The organism is Bradyrhizobium sp. SZCCHNR1015 (assembly GCF_032489875.1).
GTDB lineage: Bacteria > Pseudomonadota > Alphaproteobacteria > Rhizobiales > Xanthobacteraceae > Bradyrhizobium.
In genome coordinates this window covers 84,115-101,295 of sequence record NZ_JAUEYW010000020.1, presented here as the reverse complement: position 1 = coordinate 101,295, position 17,181 = coordinate 84,115, and the positions used below count along the sequence as shown (strand labels likewise).

Below are 17,181 nucleotides of genomic sequence, written 5' to 3'. Positions count from 1 at the left end.
CCTCGCTTGCGCAAAGCAGCATGCGACGCGCAAAACTTGCGCGTCGCAATTACGGTTTCAAATAACTCGATACCGAAAACCAATTAAGCGTCGCTTAAACGCAGCGCCGAACCGCGACGCCATTGACGATCACCGTGCGGCACGCCGCAGCCGCCACCGGCGGCTTGCGAACCACCACGGCGCCCGCCGCACCGGCGCAGCCGGCTCGCACGACGCCGCGTGCGCAGACCACGGCGTTGGCATCCGACATCGACACGAACGGCATTACCGCCAGGATGAACAATCCGCACAGCGTGGAAATAATGGCACGTGAAAGAATGGCGCTCATCTTCAAACTCCTGATCATGATCTGATTGGTCAAATATCCACCCTGTTGCGACCTTGCCTGGGACGTCCCCACCCGACAATTGGGACAATTTGGGTGGATTCGCTCTCCTGTGCATCCCCGCATGCGCTGCAGTGGTAACCGTGAACGGCGACAGCCGCCCTGCATCAGCGATTGGCCGCAAACTGCGCGAGCATGCCCTTGCAACCAGGTGTCAGCGCACCGGCATTGGCCGCGAGGCACTGCGCGATCCGGCCGCCGCCCGGCTCGATGCCGCTGCACAACGCCCGCGCGTCCGCGCCGCAGGCGGCCCTCACGATGCGCAACTCCTCGAGCGGCCGCAGCGGTCGCAACACCAGCGCGGGCGCCGCCGGTGCAGCGGGGGTTGTCGCCGCGGGCCGGGCAACAGCCGCGGTCGCCGTCGATGCCCCGCTCGGCGTGACGCCGCCGCTCGAAGACGCCATCGCCTGAGCGCAGGGGCCGGACACTCTGACCTTGTTCTGCTCCAGGCACTGCAGTGCCGCCGCGCCGCCCGGCGGCACGCTGCTGCAGACCTTGCGGTAATCGGAGCCGCAGGCAGTTCTGATCGCGGCAACCTGCGCCTCGCTCGGCTTGCCCGCAGGCGCCGACGCAGCCGGCTTGGCCGCCGCCGAGACGGGCGGGGCAGGAATGGCCTGGACGGGCACGGCCGGCTGCGCCGCAGCCTTTGGAGGTTCGGCGGAAGGCCTGCTCGCCTCGGCGGCGACCGGTGCGCTCGCGGCCGGTGGCGCCGAAGCCGGCTTGGCCTCCACGACAGGCTTGGCCTCTGCCGGAGGCCTTGCCTCCGCGGCAGGCTCGAGCGCCTTGACCGCCGTCTGGCAAGCTGAGGACAGGCTCGCGATGTTCTTCTGCAGGCATTGGAACGCCGCCGTACCGCCGGGCGGCACGCTCGCGCATTTCGACATGTAGTCCGACCGGCATGCCGACTTGATCGCGTTGCGCTGCGCATCGCTCTGCGCCAGCGCCTGCGTTGCTGCGAGGCTGGCCGCCGCGGCCATCCCGAGCACCAGCAGTCTCCTGAAGCGATTGATCATCGATCGATCCTCAAATGGTGTCCTGCCTCAATTTCTTGTCGCCACCGCAGTCGCCGCAGGGTGGCCATCAGGTCTCGTCAGTATGAGCGCGCGCATATCGGCCCAGGCTGCGCCGTCGGCGCAGGCCTGGCAATTGGGAAAATTTGGGTGGATCGCATCCTCACTCCGCCGGGGCCTCCCGCAGCGCCGGCTGCACCGCCGGAAGCTCCGGCGGCAGGATCAGCACGGCGATGACCGCGACCAGGCAGAGCGCGGCGAAGGCCTGCAGCATGGTGACGAAGCCGCCGTGCTCATACAGCCAGGCGACCAGGCCGACCGAGGCGCCGGCCGCGGTGAAGCCGATGAAATAACGCACGGCATAGGCGCGCGAGCGCCACTCCTCGGCGGTGTACTTGCCGACCATCGCGTCGTTGACGGTGACCTGCCCGAACGCGCCCATGACGATGCCGATCGAGGCCAGGATCAGCGCCCAGTCGCGCGCATCGGCGGCCAGATACAAGAGCGGCGCCAGCACCAGCGACAGCGGCAGCGCGATCGTCTTCAGCGCGTGGCGGTCGAGCAGCCGCCCGATCGTATACTGCGTCATGGCGCCGAACACGTAGACGCCGGCCGCGATCACGCCGAGCAGCGCCGGGCTCTGCGTCAGCCCCGCCAGCCGCTCCGCGAACAGTTTTGGCAGCGCCACGGTGATCGCGTTGAACGTCGTCGAGATCGCGATCACCACCAGCAGCAGCGCCAGCAACACGCGCCACATCTGATCGCGCGCGACGCGGGCCTGCGCCGCCGCCTGCTTCGATCCGCGGCGGTCCTCATGCGCGACCGCCAGCGCGAACACCGCGCCGATGCCGACCGTGATCACGCCGGGCACGATGAAGGCGAAGCGCCAGCCGAGATACTGCCCGACCACGCCGGTGACCAGCGCCGACGAGGCGACGCCGAGATTTCCGAACACGCCGTTCAGCCCCATGTCGCGGCCGAGCCGGTCGGCATAGGACACCAGCATCGCGGTTCCCACCGGATGGTAGATCGAGGCGAACAGGCCGATCGCGAGCAGCGCCGCGCCGAGCTGCCACGGCGTCTGCACCAGGCCGACCGAGATCATCGACAGCCCGATGCCGATGTAGAAGATCAGCATCATGTGCCGCCGGCTCCAGCGGTCGCCGAGCCAGCCGGTCAGCAGCGAGCCGGCGCCGAAGGCGATGAATCCCGGCGTCGCATAGGGCAGCAGGTCCGCATAGGCCATGCCGAGCGCGGGGCCCATGATGATGACCGCAGCTGCGAAGATCAGCATCGCATAGTGGTCGATGAAATGGGCCGCGTTGACGAAGCCGATGACGCGGCGGGGGCTGTTCATGGGAGCTGTCCTCGATTCCTGACAGATCGGTTATAGTCGACGCGACCAACGAGAAGCCGCCAATGACCATCGTGGACACGCCATTGAAGCCGCTCGGCGCCGACCGGGTGACCACCGAGCCCGGCGTCCACCTGATCGCGCGCCTCTATCACAAGGGCGCCCGGCTCGATCCGCACATGCACCGCGAATCCCAGTTGATCTACGCCTCGCGCGGCACGATGCAGGTGACGACGCCGCGCGGACGCTGGCTGGTGCCGCCGGACCGCGCCGTCTGGGTTCCGGCGCGTCACGGCCATGCCATCGACATGCTGGCCGACAGCCAGATGCGCACGCTGTATTTCGAGCAGGACTGGCTCACGCGGGAATCGCGCGGCGTTCCGCTTGACCGCGAGTTCGTGGTGCAGGTCTCGCCGCTGCTGCACCAGGCGATCCTGGCGCTGTTCGCCGCCGACGGCGACCCTGCGCGCACCGCGCTGCTGGTGCGACTCGCGCTGCTCGAGCTGCGCCGTGCCGAGGATTCCTCGACCTTCATCCCCCTGCCGCAGGACCCACGCGCGCGGCGTGCTGCCCAGCTCGTCCTCGCCTCGCCCGCGAGCGAGGAGGATCTGGCGACCCTGGCCGGCAAGGTCGGCAGCTCGGCCCGCACTCTGTCGCGGCTGTTCGCGGCGGAGACGCGGCTGAGCTTCAAGGCGTGGTGCCAGCGCGCCCGGATCGCCGCCGCGATCGAGCGGCTGTCCACCGACCGTCAGCTCTCCGTCAAGCAGCTCGCCGCCGATCTCGGCTATGCCAGCGTGCCGGCATTTTCGCATGCCTTCAGGCAGGTCACCGGCCGCACTCCGACCGAATTCGCGGAGCAGACAGGTGCATGAGACGCCGGCCGCATATGCACGCCGCGACGGCGGCGTTGACGATTTGTTATGTTTGAATGTCGCCAGCTTTGCCATAAATCCATGTAACATCGCCCTCATCACGCTCCGGGATTCGACTGACATCAGATGGCCAATGCCTTTTTCACCGACCTGATCACCACAATTTCCGAGCGAGGCCGGACGCTGCTGCGCGGCGGCGGCGCCCCTACCGACAAGCATGATGCGAAAAGCCTGGCCGAGCTGTGCGAGGCGCTGGTGTCCGGCGCCGGCGAGGCCTCGGGCACGGCGATGGCCCGCGACGTGCTCGACGGCTATCACGATCTCGACCCCGAGGGCCGCAAGGCGTTCTTCACCGCGCTGGTGCATGATTTCGGGCCCGACAAGGCCAAGCTCGCCAAGGCGATCGATGATTGGCGCGCGGCACCGTCGGACGAAGGCGCGAGCGCGCTGCATTTCGCCTCCGAGCCGCGCCGGCAGGAATTGATCCGCCGGCTCAACCGCGCGCCGGGCGGCACGCCCGAACTGGTGGCGATGCGCACCGATCTCCTGGATCTCATCAAGGGCAATCCGGAACTCGCCGCGCTCGATCGCGACGTCGTGCATCTCTTGAGCTCATGGTTCAACAGGGGGTTTCTCGTGCTGCGTAAGATCGACTGGTCGACGCCGGCGAACATTCTGGAGCAGATCATCCGCTACGAGGCGGTGCACGAGATCCACGACTGGGACGACCTGCGCCGCCGCATCGATCCGGTCGATCGCCGCTGCTACGCCTTCTTCCATCCGGCGATGCCCGACGCGCCCTTGATCTTCGTCGAGATCGCGCTGACCGAGACCATCCCCGGCGCCATCGCGCCGCTGCTCGCGGTCGACCGTCCGCCGGTGCCCGCCGACCGCGCCCGTACCGCCGTGTTCTATTCGATCTCCAACACCCAGCGTGGCCTCGGCGGCATCTCGTTCGGCAACTTCCTGATCAAGCAGGTGGTCGAGGAGCTCCGCCGCGAGCTGCCGAAGCTCGACACCTTCGTCACGCTGTCGCCGGTGCCCGGCTTCATGAACTGGCTGAAGTCGACCCCCGATGCGACCGAAGAGGATCGCAACGTGCTCAAGCTGCTGAACGAGCCGCGCTGGGTCGAGGATGCCGAGATGACCGCCGAGCTGCGCCCGGTGATCGAGCCGCTCGCCGCGCACTACTTCCTCAAAGCGCGCACGTCGAAGGGCAAGGTGATCGATCCCGTCGCCCGCTTCCACCTCGGCAATGGCGCCAGACTCGAGCGCATCAACTGGCTCGGCGACCTCTCCTCCAAGGGCCAGCGCGAATCCGCGACCGTGATGGTGAACTACCTGTATCGGCTCGAGGACATCGAGAAGAACCACGAGGCCTACGCCAATGACGGCGAGGTCGTCGCCTCCAGCGCGGTGAAGAAGCTGCTGCGCGGCGAAGGCCGGCGGCTGCTGGATATGAGGTTGTCGTCGTAGGGATTGCACGGACGCGTTCGATCGCGTCCGCTGTTGGCGTCTTGAAGCCCATTGGCTCGAGGCACGCCGCCCACTCCAAACTCCGTCATTGCGAGGCGCCCTTGCGCCGAAGCAATCCAGAGTCTCGCGCGTCGCCCTGGATTGCTTCCGCCTACGCCCGCCGGGCTTCGGCGGACACGTCGCTGCGCTCGCAATGACGCGTGGTGAGATGGCGTGCTCACGCCTCAAACACCGCTGTCGTCCCGGCGAACGCCGGGACCCATAACCACCGGCAGCCGTTTGAGGCAGGCTCGTCATGACCTGCTCGCGCCCAACATCCGCCGCGGCGTATGGGTCCCGGCGTTCGCCGGGACGACGCTGTGGGAAAACCGCTTTCACATCTCAAACAGCTTGGGGACGTGCGCCAACATCCTCGCGGCGCATGGCGCCCAAGTTGCTGCGAAGCATGTCCCTCCGATCAAAACAGAGGGCGCAGGGAAGACCGGGTGCTGGCCGCAACCCATGGCCCCCGTGCGTGAAATAGTGCACGGGGCAGGAACCACAGGTACGACCGGTGCATTCCGGCCTTCCCTGCGCGATGGTTTTTACGGTGTCCTTCGTGCTCTCCCTGGGGATCGGGCTTTCTTGCCCCCATCGCCCGCGCGTGCCGTCAAGCAACAACGCAGACTTGACCTCAGCGTCGAGAGGCCAGGACCACACGACTTCTCCGTCCGCAAGGACGCCGGTCGTCTGCCGACATCCTCACAGCCACCGCATCCCTGCCCCGACGTTCGTGACGACGCGTACGCCCCTCTGCGATGAGGCAGGATGCGCACAATATTGCTGATTTTCGGAATTTGTCAAGGCGAAAGATTCGGGCGCCGTTCGTGGCGCCCGTCGGGACCACGGCCCCCTTGTCCTCACGACGTCTTGCGTTTCGCCTCCACGTGCCGCGCGAAGCTGTCGAGAATGGCCTGCCAGCCACCCTGCTGCTGCTCGACTGAATGGATCGTTTCGGCATCGAAGGCGACGCGAACGACGACGCCATTCGGGCCGGGCTCGAAGTGGACCTCGGCCCTCCGGTCGCCGAAGGCGTATTCGATCAGCTTGTGCTCGACGATCTTGGTGTAGGTGCCCGCGAAGTCGAAGCCCATGCTGCCGTTCTTCGCCTCCATCCGCGACGAGAACGCGCCGCCCTCTCTCAGGTCGACCGTCGCCTTGGTCGTATGCCAGTCGTCGGAGGCCGCGTTCCATTTCACGATGTCGGCCGGCGTCGTATAGGCAAGCCAGACCTGATCGATCGGGGCGGCGACGGTGGTTTCGACGGTGATGCGCATGGATATTGCTCCTGGCTCGATAACGGCTCGCTGCATGTGTGCAGGGAGTGGTGTCGGTCAAAGGACGATCGAGACTGGCCGGTCCCGACATCCCGAGCGCTCGATGCGTCGAAAAATGAAAGAGCGGATGTCCGCGGTCTGCGGGGCGGGTCTGGCGGCTGTTGGCGCCCGAGATCCGGACCCAAAATTTCTCGCTGCGGCCAGCCTCGCTTTGATCAGCGCACTCGACGAGGAGTTTTGTGCACTGTCAATGTGTTGTTCCCATCGCCGTCGCCTCGCAGCAGAAGCAACCTTTAGTTGACGCAGATCAAGTCCACTCATGGTCAAGCAACACAGTATGCTTTTGGGAGCCGACACCGCAGGTGTCGACGCAGTTGAACCGGCGCGAGATTTTGTCAGCCCATTGTGAGGCGCCAGATGAAGAAACTAATCGTAGTGGTGCCGGGCATCTTCGCATTCATGAAGCACTGGCTTCCCCTGAAACAGCGGCTGCAGAAGGAACCTGAGCTTGCCGGCTCGACATGGCTCGAATGGCATCACCATGCCTGGCGCAAAAGGCCCGAAACCTACGCAATAGATCTGAGAGCCGCCATTGACAATGTCTGGCGCACAAAAGGCCCCTTCGACGAAATAACTCTTGTAGGTCATAGTTTTGGTGGCGTGCTCGTACGCCAAGCTTATTTGCTCGGCTCTGGAATCTTTGAAGACTACCAACACAAAGACAAGTGGTGTATTCACGTCAGACGCTTCGTTTTGTTTGCCTCCATAAACCGCGGATGGAATCCTGAAAATCTCCATGCCTTGCGTTTTCTCTACGTAGCGCTTCGACCGTTCGGTCCCCTGATCCAGCTACACAAGGAACTTGAAGTCGGATCCGACTTTATTGCCGATCTTCGTATCCAGTGGATAAAGCATTTTCGAAAGCTGGGAGACGATGCGCCGGCCGTCGTGCAGGTGCTCGGCACAAAAGATGGCATCGTGTCACGAGCAGACAGCATAGATGTAATTCAGTTTCCAAACGCCGAAGAAATTGAAATTCCCGGCGCGAACCACTTGAATCTCCATCGGTTCGACAGGAGCGCAGATCAAGAATCCCATTATAAGCTCATACGCAGCGCCTTCTTAGATACATTTGAAACTAAGCCAGCGCCGGCCAAAAAGATGGTTACCCATGTGGTCTTCCTTTTGCACGGCATCCGAGCCAACAACAGTGAATGGGTCGAGCAGGCCAGGGGTCACATTGAAGAAAGTCACCCCAATGCCGAAATAGTGACCGCCTCGTACGGCTATCTCCCAGCGGTTGACTTCGTGATCCCGGTGTTGCGCAAGCGCAAGATCAACTGGTTCAAAGACGCCTATAGTTACTACTACGCTCGATATCCGGATGCAGATTTCCGCTTCCTTGGGCATAGCAACGGCACATACTTGCTAGGCCGGTCTCTGCAGCGAGTGTCTGGCATGTGCTTTAGACGCGTGATTCTAGTGGGCAGCGTGTTACCACGCACGTACGATTGGCAGAAGGTATTTGCCAGAAGTCAAGTCGAGTTGTTGCGCAATGACCGCGCGAATCGCGACTTCCCGGTCGGAATTCTTTGCAGCGCGCTAAGAGGCCTCGGGATGCGAGATGTGGGGTCTGCCGGCTTTCATGGATTTGATTTTAAGGACGAGAGAACCTTAGAAGTCTTTTACCACGACGGCGGACACAGCAAGGCATTGACTGAAACTAACATTGGGCCCCTGATCCGGTCCTTAATGACGGACCAGATCAATCGGAGCCAGGACCGAGAGTTACAGAAAAACAAGCCGAATCCGCGATTTGCGTTTCTATCTCGCTTTGCGCCCTACGTTTCTTTTGGCGTTGCATCATCAATTGCATTCGGGACGGCTTATTGCCTCTACTCGAAGTGGGAAAGTCTTACGAGTGCAATCGTATCGCTATCGCCAACGGCTTTGCTTTTCTCTTTGGGGGCCATCCTAATTGTCGGATTGATTAGAGCGATATGAGAGTCGCTTAAGCCTTTCTAGAATTGTCTATGATCTTCAGACCAAGGCTGCCAGCGCACAAACCATACCAACGGCAGCGGCTTATTCGATCAATCACCCCATCACGTCCTGCGGCCGCAACCTCAGCGCCGCCGCCGGCAGATTGGCTGCCAGCCACGCCGCAATCACCTTCTGCTTCCGGTGATACGCCAGACCCGCCGCGACCACCGCAACGCCGATCAGCGACAGTGCGAACGGAAACAGCAGCGAGTTCTTGAAGACGACGTCGGCGAGATGGCCGAGATACATCGTGATGCCGATGGCGCCGAACACGGCGTAGGCGCGGCGGACGATGATGACGGCGACCGCGAGCAGGCCGACGTTCAGCAGGCAGTAGACCGCCTTGCCGAGCTCGGTCGCGCCCTCGGTGGCGCTGATGCCGCCCCAGAAGGCCATCAGGCCGAACAGGTGCAGCCAGAAGCCGAAGTCGCGGCTACGGCTGGCGTAGTCGACGGTCCAGGCGACCGCGAGAATGCCGAGGCCGAACCAGATCGAGACGATGCGGCGCATCTCCCAGTCGATGTGGCTGACGTTGAAGATCCAGGGCGTGAGGTCCATCGACATGAACCACAGCGCGACCGAGATGATCGCGACGATGAAGGGCACGCGATAGAAGCGTAGCGCGATCGCGCCGGCCGCGAGGGTGGCGAGCTCCATGAACAGCCAGCTGCCCTTGATCCAGACGTAGAAGTCCTGAACCGTGCCGGGCTTGCCGAACCTGCCCCACCAGCCGAGCTCCTCCTGCATGCCGTAGACGGCGAGCGGCGCCATCGACACGGCGATCGCGATCAGCAGGCCGCCGGGGACGCGCAGGTCGCGGCGCCAGAGGTGGTTGCCGGCGAGACCGAAAGCGGCGGCGTAAGCGAGCGCGCAGGCGGTCAGCGCGCGGCCGCCCAGCTGCGAGAACGCCACCGTCGAGAACAGGCCCATCGCGCCGATCACGATCAGCGCGCCGGCGTACCAGAGCAGATGCGCGGCATCGAATTGGGCGCGGGGCGCTGCCGTTGCGACGCGCTGGTGCAGGAAGGCGAGCAGGCGCTGCAGCTCGTCGGGACCGATCGCGCCGGCAGTTTCGGCAGCACGGAGATCGTGGTCGGAATAGGACATGGTCGTCACCTCATGGGCGCGCCGGACATGCCCGTGGCGTTCGCGCGAACGCTATTGCGTTGCGCGTCGCGATACGCGGATGCCGGTGCGAACAGGGGGTAGTCTAACGGAACTTGAGCGACGTTCAAGAAAATTCTGAGCGTCGCTCATGTTTTTGAGTGAAGGGTTGCTGTTTGGCGCCGGGCGCCGTGCCCTCGTTGGCTCACGCTCTCTCCACTCGTCATGGCCGGGCTTGTCCCGGCCATCCACGTCCGAGCCCAGAAGGCCGACGTGGATGCCCGGGACGAGCCCGGGCATGACGATGGGGTTGGCAGGGTGCCCCATCCTGAGGGCGGACGATCGTTGAGGGGCCGATGCCTCAGACTTGAGGACGGGCGCAAGAGGCGGCGCTCGACCCTATCCTCAATCCTTGAAATACGGCTCGACCGGCCCATGCACCTTGATGGTCAGCGGGTTGCCGTGGCGGTCCTTGGCGGTGCCGGCGGCGACGCGGATCCAGCCTTCGCTGATGCAGTATTCCTCGACATTGGTCTTCTCGGCGCCCTTGAAGCGGATGCCGACGTCGCGCGACAGGATCTCCGCGTTGTAATAGGGGCTCTTCGGATCGACCGAGAGACGGTCGGGGAAGGTGAAGGTCTCGTTGTCGCTCACAGCAGTGCCTCGATCTCTTTCTTCAGCGCCTCGGGCGTGGTGGTCGGCGCGTGGCGCGATGCCACGTGGCCGGTGCGATCGACCAGGAATTTGGTGAAATTCCATTTGATCGCCGAGCCCAACAGGCCCGTCTTCTCGCCCTTCAGGAACCTGTACAGCGGGTGCGCGTCGGCGCCGTTGACGTCGATCTTCGCAAACAGCGGGAAGGTGACGTCGTACTTGCCGGCGCAGAACGCGCCGATCTCCTCGGCCGTGCCGGGCTCCTGGGCGCCGAACTGGTTACAGGGAAAACCGAGCACGGCAAAGCCCCTGTCCGCATAGGCGCGGTGCAGCGCCTCCAGGCCGCGATATTGCGGCGTGAAGCCGCAGGCGCTCGCGGTGTTGACGATCAGGAGCACTTGGCCCTCGAAGCGCTGCAGCGGCACCTCCTCGCCCTTCAGCGAGGTCGCGGTGAAATCGTAGATGCTGGCCATCAGCCCAGCACCGGATCGATCGGTGACGGCGGCGTGCCGCCGGCCTCGATGGCCTCGCCCGCGGCGAGGCACATGTCCTCGCGAAAGCGCTGGCCGACGAGTTGGACGCCGACCGGCACGCGGCCGACCATGCCGGTCGAGACCGTCAGGCCCGGCAGGCCGAAGAAGGGAATGGCGATCTGCGTGAGCTGGGCATGCCAGACCTGCCTGAACGACTCCTCGTCCTTGCGGTCGAGCTGGTCGGCGAACGGCAGCATGCCGGAGACCGGCATCAGCAGCAGCGGATGCTGCTCCATGAAAAGGAGCCATTGCCGGGTCAGCGCGGCGCGGCGGGCCAGCGTCGCCGAGAGGTCGAACGGATGAACCTTGTCACTGACGCCGCGCAGGCAGGCCAGCGCGCCGGGATCGCCTTCCTTCTCGGCTGCGGCGAGCTGCGCCTCGTAGCCGTCGCCGAGCCAGAGCCGGGTCTGCAGCAGCGCGGCCTCCTGCAGCGGCGGCGTGTCCGCGATCTCCTCGACGGCCCAGCCGGCGGCTTCGAGCCGCCTGGCGGCATCGCGCAGCGCGGCGACGACTTCCGGCACCGGGTTGAGGCCGTCGGGGTTGACGCAGAGCGTGACGCGCTTCGGCAAGGGAGGGCCCTCGAGCGGCACCGGCATCCACCAGACGTCGCGGACGTCGCGCGCCGACATCGCTGCGAGCGCGATCCTGACGTCGTTGACCGTGCGGGCGAGCGGGCCGGAGACGGCGCTGATCTGCGGGCCGATCGGGCGCTCCGGCAGGCAGGTGTTGAAGGCGGGGATGCGGCCGACCGTCGGGCGCAGGCCGTGGATGCCGCAGGCGTAGGCGGGATAGCGCACCGAGCCGGCGATATCGGTGCCGTGGCCGATATGGCCGATGCCGGCGGCGGTCGCCGCGCCGGCGCCGCCGGAGGAGCCGCCCGGGGTGATGCCGGGGTCGCGGGGATTCCTGGTGTGGCCATGGATGAGGTTGCTGGTGAACCAGCGATACGACACCGCAGGCGTGTTGGTGCGGCCGAGCAGCACGGCGCCGGCCTTGACGAAGTTGTTGACGACCGGATTGTGGGCCGAGGCGATCGCGTCCTTCTGCAGATTGAGGCCGTTGGTGGTGGCGAAGCCTGTCTGGTCGACATTGACCTTGATCGTCACTGGCACGCCGGCGAGCGGCCCCGGATCCTCGCCGTTCGCCAGCCGGGCGTCGATGGCGTCGGCCTGTTTCAGAACCTCGTCTGGACGGTGATCGATCACGGCGTTGATCGCGGGGTTCACCGCATCGAGCCGCGCCAGCGCGGATGTCGCGGCCTCGCGGGCGGAGACCTGTTTCGACTTGATGAGGGCGGCAAGATCGGCAGCCGGCAGGCGCCAGAGATCGGTCATGGGAAGCTCCGTGGTGGTCTCGCGTTCTTAGCGCGACGGAGAGCACGGAGAAAGCCGCGCCAGGCGAGGTGGCCATGCACAAGCGCGGTCCCGCTGGCCTGCGTCTCACGCTCATGTTGCAGAGCAGCCGTGCCCGCGGCCGTCCTTCGAGACGCCCGCCTGCGGCGGGCTCCTCAAGACGAGGGTTGAGGGTGTGCCGCCGAATGTTCGCGGCACATTGCAATGCCTCCCCTCATGATGAGCGAGCTGCTCATGGTCAATGTGCCGCGCCGGCCTCGCGACCAAATCCTCATGGTGAGGAGCCCGCCCCAGGCGGGCGTCTCGAACCATGAGGCCTGGATGCCTCGACGCGACGCCCGAACGATCGATACCCAACCTGCATCGATCGATCCGGAATCAGGCTTGGTCAAGCTTCACATTCGACTTTAAGAGCTGAAGCAACAACATCACAAAGGGGGAAACAGATGATCAGACCGGGCACCATCATGGCCGCAACCTTCGTTCTCGCCGCTGCAGCAACGCTGGCGCCGCGCGCCGGCCAGGCCGAGACCTACGCCTATGTCGGCAACGCCGACAGCAACGACATCAGCGTGTTCAAGTTCGACGCCGCCTCGGGCGAGATGACCCCGGTGCAGACGGCTGCCTTCGTGGGCGTGGAGAAGCCGGGCTCGTCGACCCCGCTCGCGGTCAGCCCGGACAAGCGGGTGCTCATCGCCGGCGTGCGGTCACAGCCATTCGTCGCCGAGAGCTTCGCCATCGACGCCAAGACCGGGCGGCTCAGCCACATCGGCAACGGGCCGCTCGCCGACAGCATGGCCAACATCGCCTTCGACCGCACCGGCAAGGTGCTGTTCAGCGCCTCCTATGGCGGCAACAAGGTGGCGGTGAATCCGGTCCAGCCGAACGGCGTGGTCGCCGCACCTGGCCAGGTGATCCCGACCGGGCTGAACGCGCATGCCTTCCTGCCCTCGCCCGACAACCGCTTCGTGTTCGCGACCAATCTCGGCTCCGACCAGGTGCTCGGCTTCGCCTTCGACGCCGCCACCGGCACGCTGACGGCCAAGGAGGCGCTGACGGTGAAGACGCCGGAGAAGTCCGGGCCGCGGCACTTCATCTTCCACCCGAACGGCAAGTTCATCTACCTTCTGCACGAGCTCAACGCTGATCTCGCGGTCTACGCCTATGATGCCGAGAAAGGCACCTGGAGCGAGCAGCAGCGCACGACCGCCCTGCCCTCGGGCTTCACCGGCAAGCCCTGGGCGGCGGATCTTCATGCGACGCCCGATGGCAAGTTCCTCTACGCCTCGGAGCGCGGCTCGAACACGATTGCCGGCTTCAAGGTCGATGCGGCCAGCGGGCGCCTGAGCCCGATCGGCAGCGTGCCGACCGAAACCCAGCCGCGCGGCTTTGCCATCGATCCCACCGGGCGCTACCTCGCCGCCGTCGGCGAAGTGTCGAACGGGATGACGGTGTATCGGATCGACCCGGCCAGCGGCGCGCTGGAGAAGATCAAGTCCCATGCCGTCGGCAAGAAGCCGAACTGGGTGGAGTTCGTCAGCCTGCCGTGACCGGCGGGCTGCAACACCGCTGTTGCGGCCATCCTTCGAGACGCCCGCCTCCGGCGGGCTCCTCAGGATGAGGGGCTGAGGGTGCGGCAGGAATTCTTCCGCGTTGTGATGCCTCCCCTCATGGTGAGGAGCCCGCCGGAGGCGGGCGTCTCGAACCATGAGGCCCGGATGGCTCCAACGTTTCCATCGGCGCTGCGAGTGCCTATATGCAACACCATGACCATGCCTGCCGCCCAGCCCGACCGCCATCCCCTCGCCGTTCAACATCCGGACCTCGACGACGCCTCGATCCGCCTGCTGGTCGAGACCTTCTACGGCCGCGCACGGGAGGACGAGCTGATCGGCCCGATCTTCAACCGTACGGTGGAGGATTGGGACGAACATATCGGCAGGATCAGTGATTTCTGGTCGTCGATGTTCCTGAAGACGGGCCGCTACAGCGGCGCGCCGATGCGGCCGCATCTGCTGCTGGAGTTGCAAGGCGGGCATTTCGACCGCTGGCTGCGGCTGTTCGAGACGACGGCGAAGGACCTGTTCGCGCCCGAGCTCGCGGAGCTCTTCATCGTCCGCGCCCGCCGCATCGCCGACAGTTTCGAGATGGGCATCGCCAGCACGCGCGGCGACATCGCGCGCCCGCGCCATTCGGTCTGACCTCGGCCGCACGCACGCGGGCGTTCGGGAAGCGGCGATGCGGCCGTCCTGCGCTCAATGGCGCGTCATCGACTGCGCCGGCATGTTGAAGATCGCTTCGGAGAACGGGAACTCGAGCACGATCTCGCCGTCCTCGTCGGTGACCTCGATGACGGCCGTCATCAGCGCCGCGTTGCCACCTTCGGTGCGCAGCAGTTCCTTGATCATGTCGCGCGCGACTTCCCAGGCGCGGTCGGGATTGCGCAGCACCTCGCCGTCGGTGTCGGAGACCAGTTCCTCGCCGATCCGTGTGTTGAAGAAATATCTAGGCATCATCAGCTTCCAATGGGGTCGCGCGCTGGGGTTTTGAAGTCTCGAACATCTCACGACTGCTTTATCCGGCCAGCTCAGCCCCTCAAGCTAGGGGCTGAATTGTACGGCGTTGCGAAGCCATCGATCACGAATTCGTTGTTTTCACGGCTCAATCCGACGAAAACGGCAGCAACTCGCATCTGCAACTTCGCACTGCAATAAACAGGCCTGAGAGGCTCAAACAAAAAGATTCCACTGGCGAACTTTTCGTAGCACGGTAGTTTATTGCTGAGGACGATAACCGTCCCGTCTTGAAGGAGAGGACAATGGCCTGGAAAGCACCGAAGATCGTTGAAGTGCCGGTCGGCATGGAAATCAACATGTACGCCTGCGCGGCCCGCAAATAATTCGCGGGTGTGACGTCCAGGTCTCGGCGATCAGGACGTCGACGCTTGAGGGTGGGGATCAGCGACCGCGCATGTGCCAGCCCGTGCGCTGGTCGGATGTCCCACCCTCGTCACCTTCCCTGCGGGCGATCCTGACCGTCGGTCAGCCTGTCCGTCGGTGATCCTGCCGCTGGTAATCGCGTGCGCCACCACAGCTGAATTCCAGGAGACGGCTCATGCTTCGCCTCGTCGTCCTGGGCGCCGCCGCGGGCGGTGGAGTGCCGCAGTGGAATTGCGGCTGCGCCGTGTGTCGTGCCGCGCGCACCTCACATCCCGAGATCAGCAACAGTCAGGCCTCGGTTGCGGTCAGCGCAGATGGCGCCAACTGGTTCCTGATCAACGCCTCGCCCGATCTGCGTCAGCAGGTCACCCGCACGCCGCAGCTGCATCCGAAGCCAGGCGCCCTGCGCCACAGTCCGATCGCCGGCGTGATCCTGACCAATGGCGAGATCGATGCGGTGACCGGCCTCTTGTCGATGCGCGAGAGCTCGCCATTTTCGATCCATGCGCACCCCAAGGTGCTTGCGATCCTCCGCTCGAACAACATCTTCGATGTGCTGAAGGACGAGACCGTCAAGCGCGTGCCGATCGTGATCGACGTGCCGTTCCGGCCGCTGCTGCAGGACGGCAGGCCCTCGGGCCTGGAGATCACGGCCTTCGCCGTCTCGGGAACGAGCGCGTGGTATCTGCGCGACAAGCAGCATCCCGGCGGCAGCTCCTCGACCGGCGACACGCTGGGCCTGAAGATCGCCGATCTCGAAGGCGGGCAATATTGCTACGTCATCGCCGCCTGTGCGGTCGTGGACGATGATCTGAGAACGAGATTGAGGGGCGCGCCCTTGGTGCTGTTCGACGGCACGGTGTGGCGCGACGACGAGATGATCCAGGCCGGACTCGGCAACAAGACCGGGCAGAGCATGGGGCATATCGCGATGTCCGGAGAAAGCGGTGCGATCAAGCAGCTGGCGGACCTCGCGATCGGCAGGAAGGTCTTCCTGCACATCAACAACTCCAATCCGGCGTGGCTGCACGCCTCACCCGAGCGGCAAACGTTGGAGCGCGAGGGATGGGAAATCCCCGCTGAAGGGATGGAGATCGTACTGTGAGTGAGGTCAATCTGAGCGGAATGACGGCGCTGTCGATCGGCAGCGGCGTGACGCTGAACAATGCGAGCGAATTGGAAGCGGCGCTGCGCCATATCGGCGCGACGCGCTATCACAACCACCACCCGTTTCATAAGCTGCTGCACGGCGGCAAGCTCAACAAGGGCCAAGTGCAGGCCTGGGCGCTGAACCGCTACTACTACCAGTCGACGATCCCGCTGAAGGATGCGATGGTGATGACGCGCTTCCGCGACCGCGCCACGCGGCTGGAATGGCGGCACCGCATCGAGGATCATGACGGCGATGTCGGCAGCGAGGGCGGCATCGAGCGCTGGATCAAGCTGACCGAAGGCCTCGGCCTCGACACGGCCTATGTCGAATCCACCGAAGGCATCCTGCCGGCCACGCGCTTCGCGGTGGAGGCCTATGTGCACTTCTGCCGCGACCGCTCGCCGCTGGAGGCGATCGCCTCGTCGCTGACCGAATTGTTCGCGCCGAGCATCCATGAAGAGCGCATCTCGGGCATGCTCGAGCACTACGATTTCGTCAACAACGACACCATGAGCTACTTCAAGCGGCGTCTCACCCAGGCGCCGCGCGATGCCAATTTCGCGCTGCATTACGTCAAGGAGCACGCCACCACGCCGGAGCAGCGCGCCGCGGTCTGCAACGCGCTGATCTTCAAGACCAACGTGCTGTGGGTGCAGCTCGACGCGCTGTATCATGCGTATGTCGAGGGGCACATTCCGCCGGGTGCGTTCGTGCCGAAGGAGGGGTGAGTGGTTGCATCGGAGCAACGCCGCCTGGTCCGGGGGGCCTCATGGTTCGAGACGCGCCGCAAGCGGCGCTCCTCACCATGAGGGGCAAGCGGCGGAGCGGCCGCTGCATACGGGACCATGAACACGCTGTTAGCGTGTTCATGGAGAGGGTTCAGGATATCGCCGCAAGTTCCGCCCTCGTCCTGAGGAGCCCGCCGCAGGCGGGCGTCTCGAAGGACGCTGGCAGGCGCGGCGGCGGCTCCGAACTCCAAATCTGCGCGAT

Annotated in this window: 17 protein-coding genes; 8 read left to right on the top strand and 9 right to left on the bottom strand. The window is 64.8% G+C overall.

The genetic code is table 11. The features are described 5' to 3' along the window. Window positions 1-94: 94 nt before the first annotated feature. From QX128_RS29285 to QX128_RS29275, 3 genes are all read right to left on the bottom strand, one after another. Window positions 95-328: a hypothetical protein gene (locus QX128_RS29285; protein ID WP_315805809.1), complete on the bottom strand. Its 234-nt coding sequence runs from the start codon at window positions 326-328 to the stop codon at window positions 95-97. A gap of 164 nt (window positions 329-492) precedes the next feature. Then, window positions 493-1,398, bottom strand: a complete 906-nt coding sequence (locus QX128_RS29280; RefSeq protein ID WP_316239251.1) for a cysteine rich repeat-containing protein — start codon at window positions 1,396-1,398, stop codon at window positions 493-495. Between the two features lie 160 nt (window positions 1,399-1,558). Continuing rightward, the gene (locus QX128_RS29275; protein WP_316239250.1) at window positions 1,559-2,752 is read right to left on the bottom strand and encodes an MFS transporter; all 1,194 of its coding nucleotides are present in this window, start codon (window positions 2,750-2,752) and stop codon (window positions 1,559-1,561) included. Between the two features lie 62 nt (window positions 2,753-2,814). On the opposite strand from QX128_RS29275, the gene QX128_RS29270 reads away from it, so the two are divergent. Then, window positions 2,815-3,621: a helix-turn-helix transcriptional regulator gene (locus QX128_RS29270; RefSeq protein WP_316239249.1), complete on the top strand. Its 807-nt coding sequence runs from the start codon at window positions 2,815-2,817 to the stop codon at window positions 3,619-3,621. Between the two features lie 126 nt (window positions 3,622-3,747). Further along, window positions 3,748-5,097, top strand: coding sequence for a malonyl-CoA decarboxylase (locus tag QX128_RS29265; protein ID WP_316177779.1), 1,350 nt, complete (start codon window positions 3,748-3,750; stop codon window positions 5,095-5,097). A gap of 899 nt (window positions 5,098-5,996) precedes the next feature. Here the strand turns inward: QX128_RS29265 and QX128_RS29260 are convergent. Then, window positions 5,997-6,413, bottom strand: coding sequence for an SRPBCC family protein (locus QX128_RS29260; protein WP_316239248.1), 417 nt, complete (start codon window positions 6,411-6,413; stop codon window positions 5,997-5,999). Between the two features lie 417 nt (window positions 6,414-6,830). Here QX128_RS29260 and QX128_RS29255 point away from each other — a divergent pair, with 417 nt between their 5' ends. After that, complete coding sequence (locus QX128_RS29255; protein ID WP_316239247.1) at window positions 6,831-8,417, top strand: lipase family alpha/beta hydrolase; 1,587 nt, start codon at window positions 6,831-6,833, stop codon at window positions 8,415-8,417. Window positions 8,418-8,510: 93 nt separating this feature from the next. Here QX128_RS29255 and QX128_RS29250 read toward each other — a convergent pair whose 3' ends face one another. The 4 genes from QX128_RS29250 to QX128_RS29235 form a co-directional block, all read right to left on the bottom strand. After that, window positions 8,511-9,563 (bottom strand): hypothetical protein, encoded by a 1,053-nt coding sequence (locus QX128_RS29250; RefSeq protein WP_316239246.1) that lies wholly within the window; start codon window positions 9,561-9,563, stop codon window positions 8,511-8,513. A gap of 402 nt (window positions 9,564-9,965) precedes the next feature. Next, a complete protein-coding gene (locus QX128_RS29245) occupies window positions 9,966-10,214 on the bottom strand; it encodes a DUF3297 family protein (RefSeq protein WP_006614234.1) in 249 nt (82 codons plus the stop codon). Next, window positions 10,211-10,687 carry a glutathione peroxidase gene (locus QX128_RS29240; protein WP_316217648.1) on the bottom strand — a complete coding sequence of 159 codons (477 nt, stop codon included), beginning with the start codon at window positions 10,685-10,687 and terminating at the stop codon, window positions 10,211-10,213. The genes QX128_RS29245 and QX128_RS29240 overlap by 4 nt, the downstream gene beginning before the upstream one ends. Next, complete coding sequence (locus tag QX128_RS29235) at window positions 10,687-12,081, bottom strand: amidase family protein (protein WP_316239245.1); 1,395 nt, start codon at window positions 12,079-12,081, stop codon at window positions 10,687-10,689. The genes QX128_RS29240 and QX128_RS29235 overlap by 1 nt, the downstream gene beginning before the upstream one ends. A 464-nt stretch (window positions 12,082-12,545) precedes the next feature. On the opposite strand from QX128_RS29235, the gene QX128_RS29230 reads away from it, so the two are divergent. Continuing rightward, window positions 12,546-13,649 carry a lactonase family protein gene (locus tag QX128_RS29230; RefSeq protein ID WP_316239244.1) on the top strand — a complete coding sequence of 368 codons (1,104 nt, stop codon included), beginning with the start codon at window positions 12,546-12,548 and terminating at the stop codon, window positions 13,647-13,649. Window positions 13,650-13,865: 216 nt separating this feature from the next. After that, window positions 13,866-14,300 carry a group III truncated hemoglobin gene (locus QX128_RS29225; protein WP_315805810.1) on the top strand — a complete coding sequence of 145 codons (435 nt, stop codon included), beginning with the start codon at window positions 13,866-13,868 and terminating at the stop codon, window positions 14,298-14,300. 54 nt (window positions 14,301-14,354) lie between these two features. Here QX128_RS29225 and QX128_RS29220 read toward each other — a convergent pair whose 3' ends face one another. After that, window positions 14,355-14,612 (bottom strand): DUF6894 family protein, encoded by a 258-nt coding sequence (locus tag QX128_RS29220; RefSeq protein ID WP_172111173.1) that lies wholly within the window; start codon window positions 14,610-14,612, stop codon window positions 14,355-14,357. Window positions 14,613-14,917: 305 nt separating this feature from the next. Between QX128_RS29220 and pqqA the strand changes: the two genes are divergently transcribed. The 3 genes from pqqA to pqqC all read left to right on the top strand — a co-directional run bounded on the left by pqqA (window position 14,918) and on the right by pqqC (window position 16,919). Next, complete coding sequence (pqqA, locus tag QX128_RS29215; protein ID WP_012029362.1) at window positions 14,918-14,998, top strand: pyrroloquinoline quinone precursor peptide PqqA; 81 nt, start codon at window positions 14,918-14,920, stop codon at window positions 14,996-14,998. 215 nt (window positions 14,999-15,213) lie between these two features. Then, entirely contained in the window at window positions 15,214-16,143 is a 930-nt protein-coding gene (pqqB, locus tag QX128_RS29210; RefSeq protein ID WP_315805799.1) for a pyrroloquinoline quinone biosynthesis protein PqqB, read from the top strand. A 20-nt stretch (window positions 16,144-16,163) separates the two neighbouring features. Next, entirely contained in the window at window positions 16,164-16,919 is a 756-nt protein-coding gene (pqqC, locus tag QX128_RS29205; protein ID WP_409998002.1) for a pyrroloquinoline-quinone synthase PqqC, read from the top strand. The last annotated feature ends 262 nt before the right edge of the window (window positions 16,920-17,181 follow it).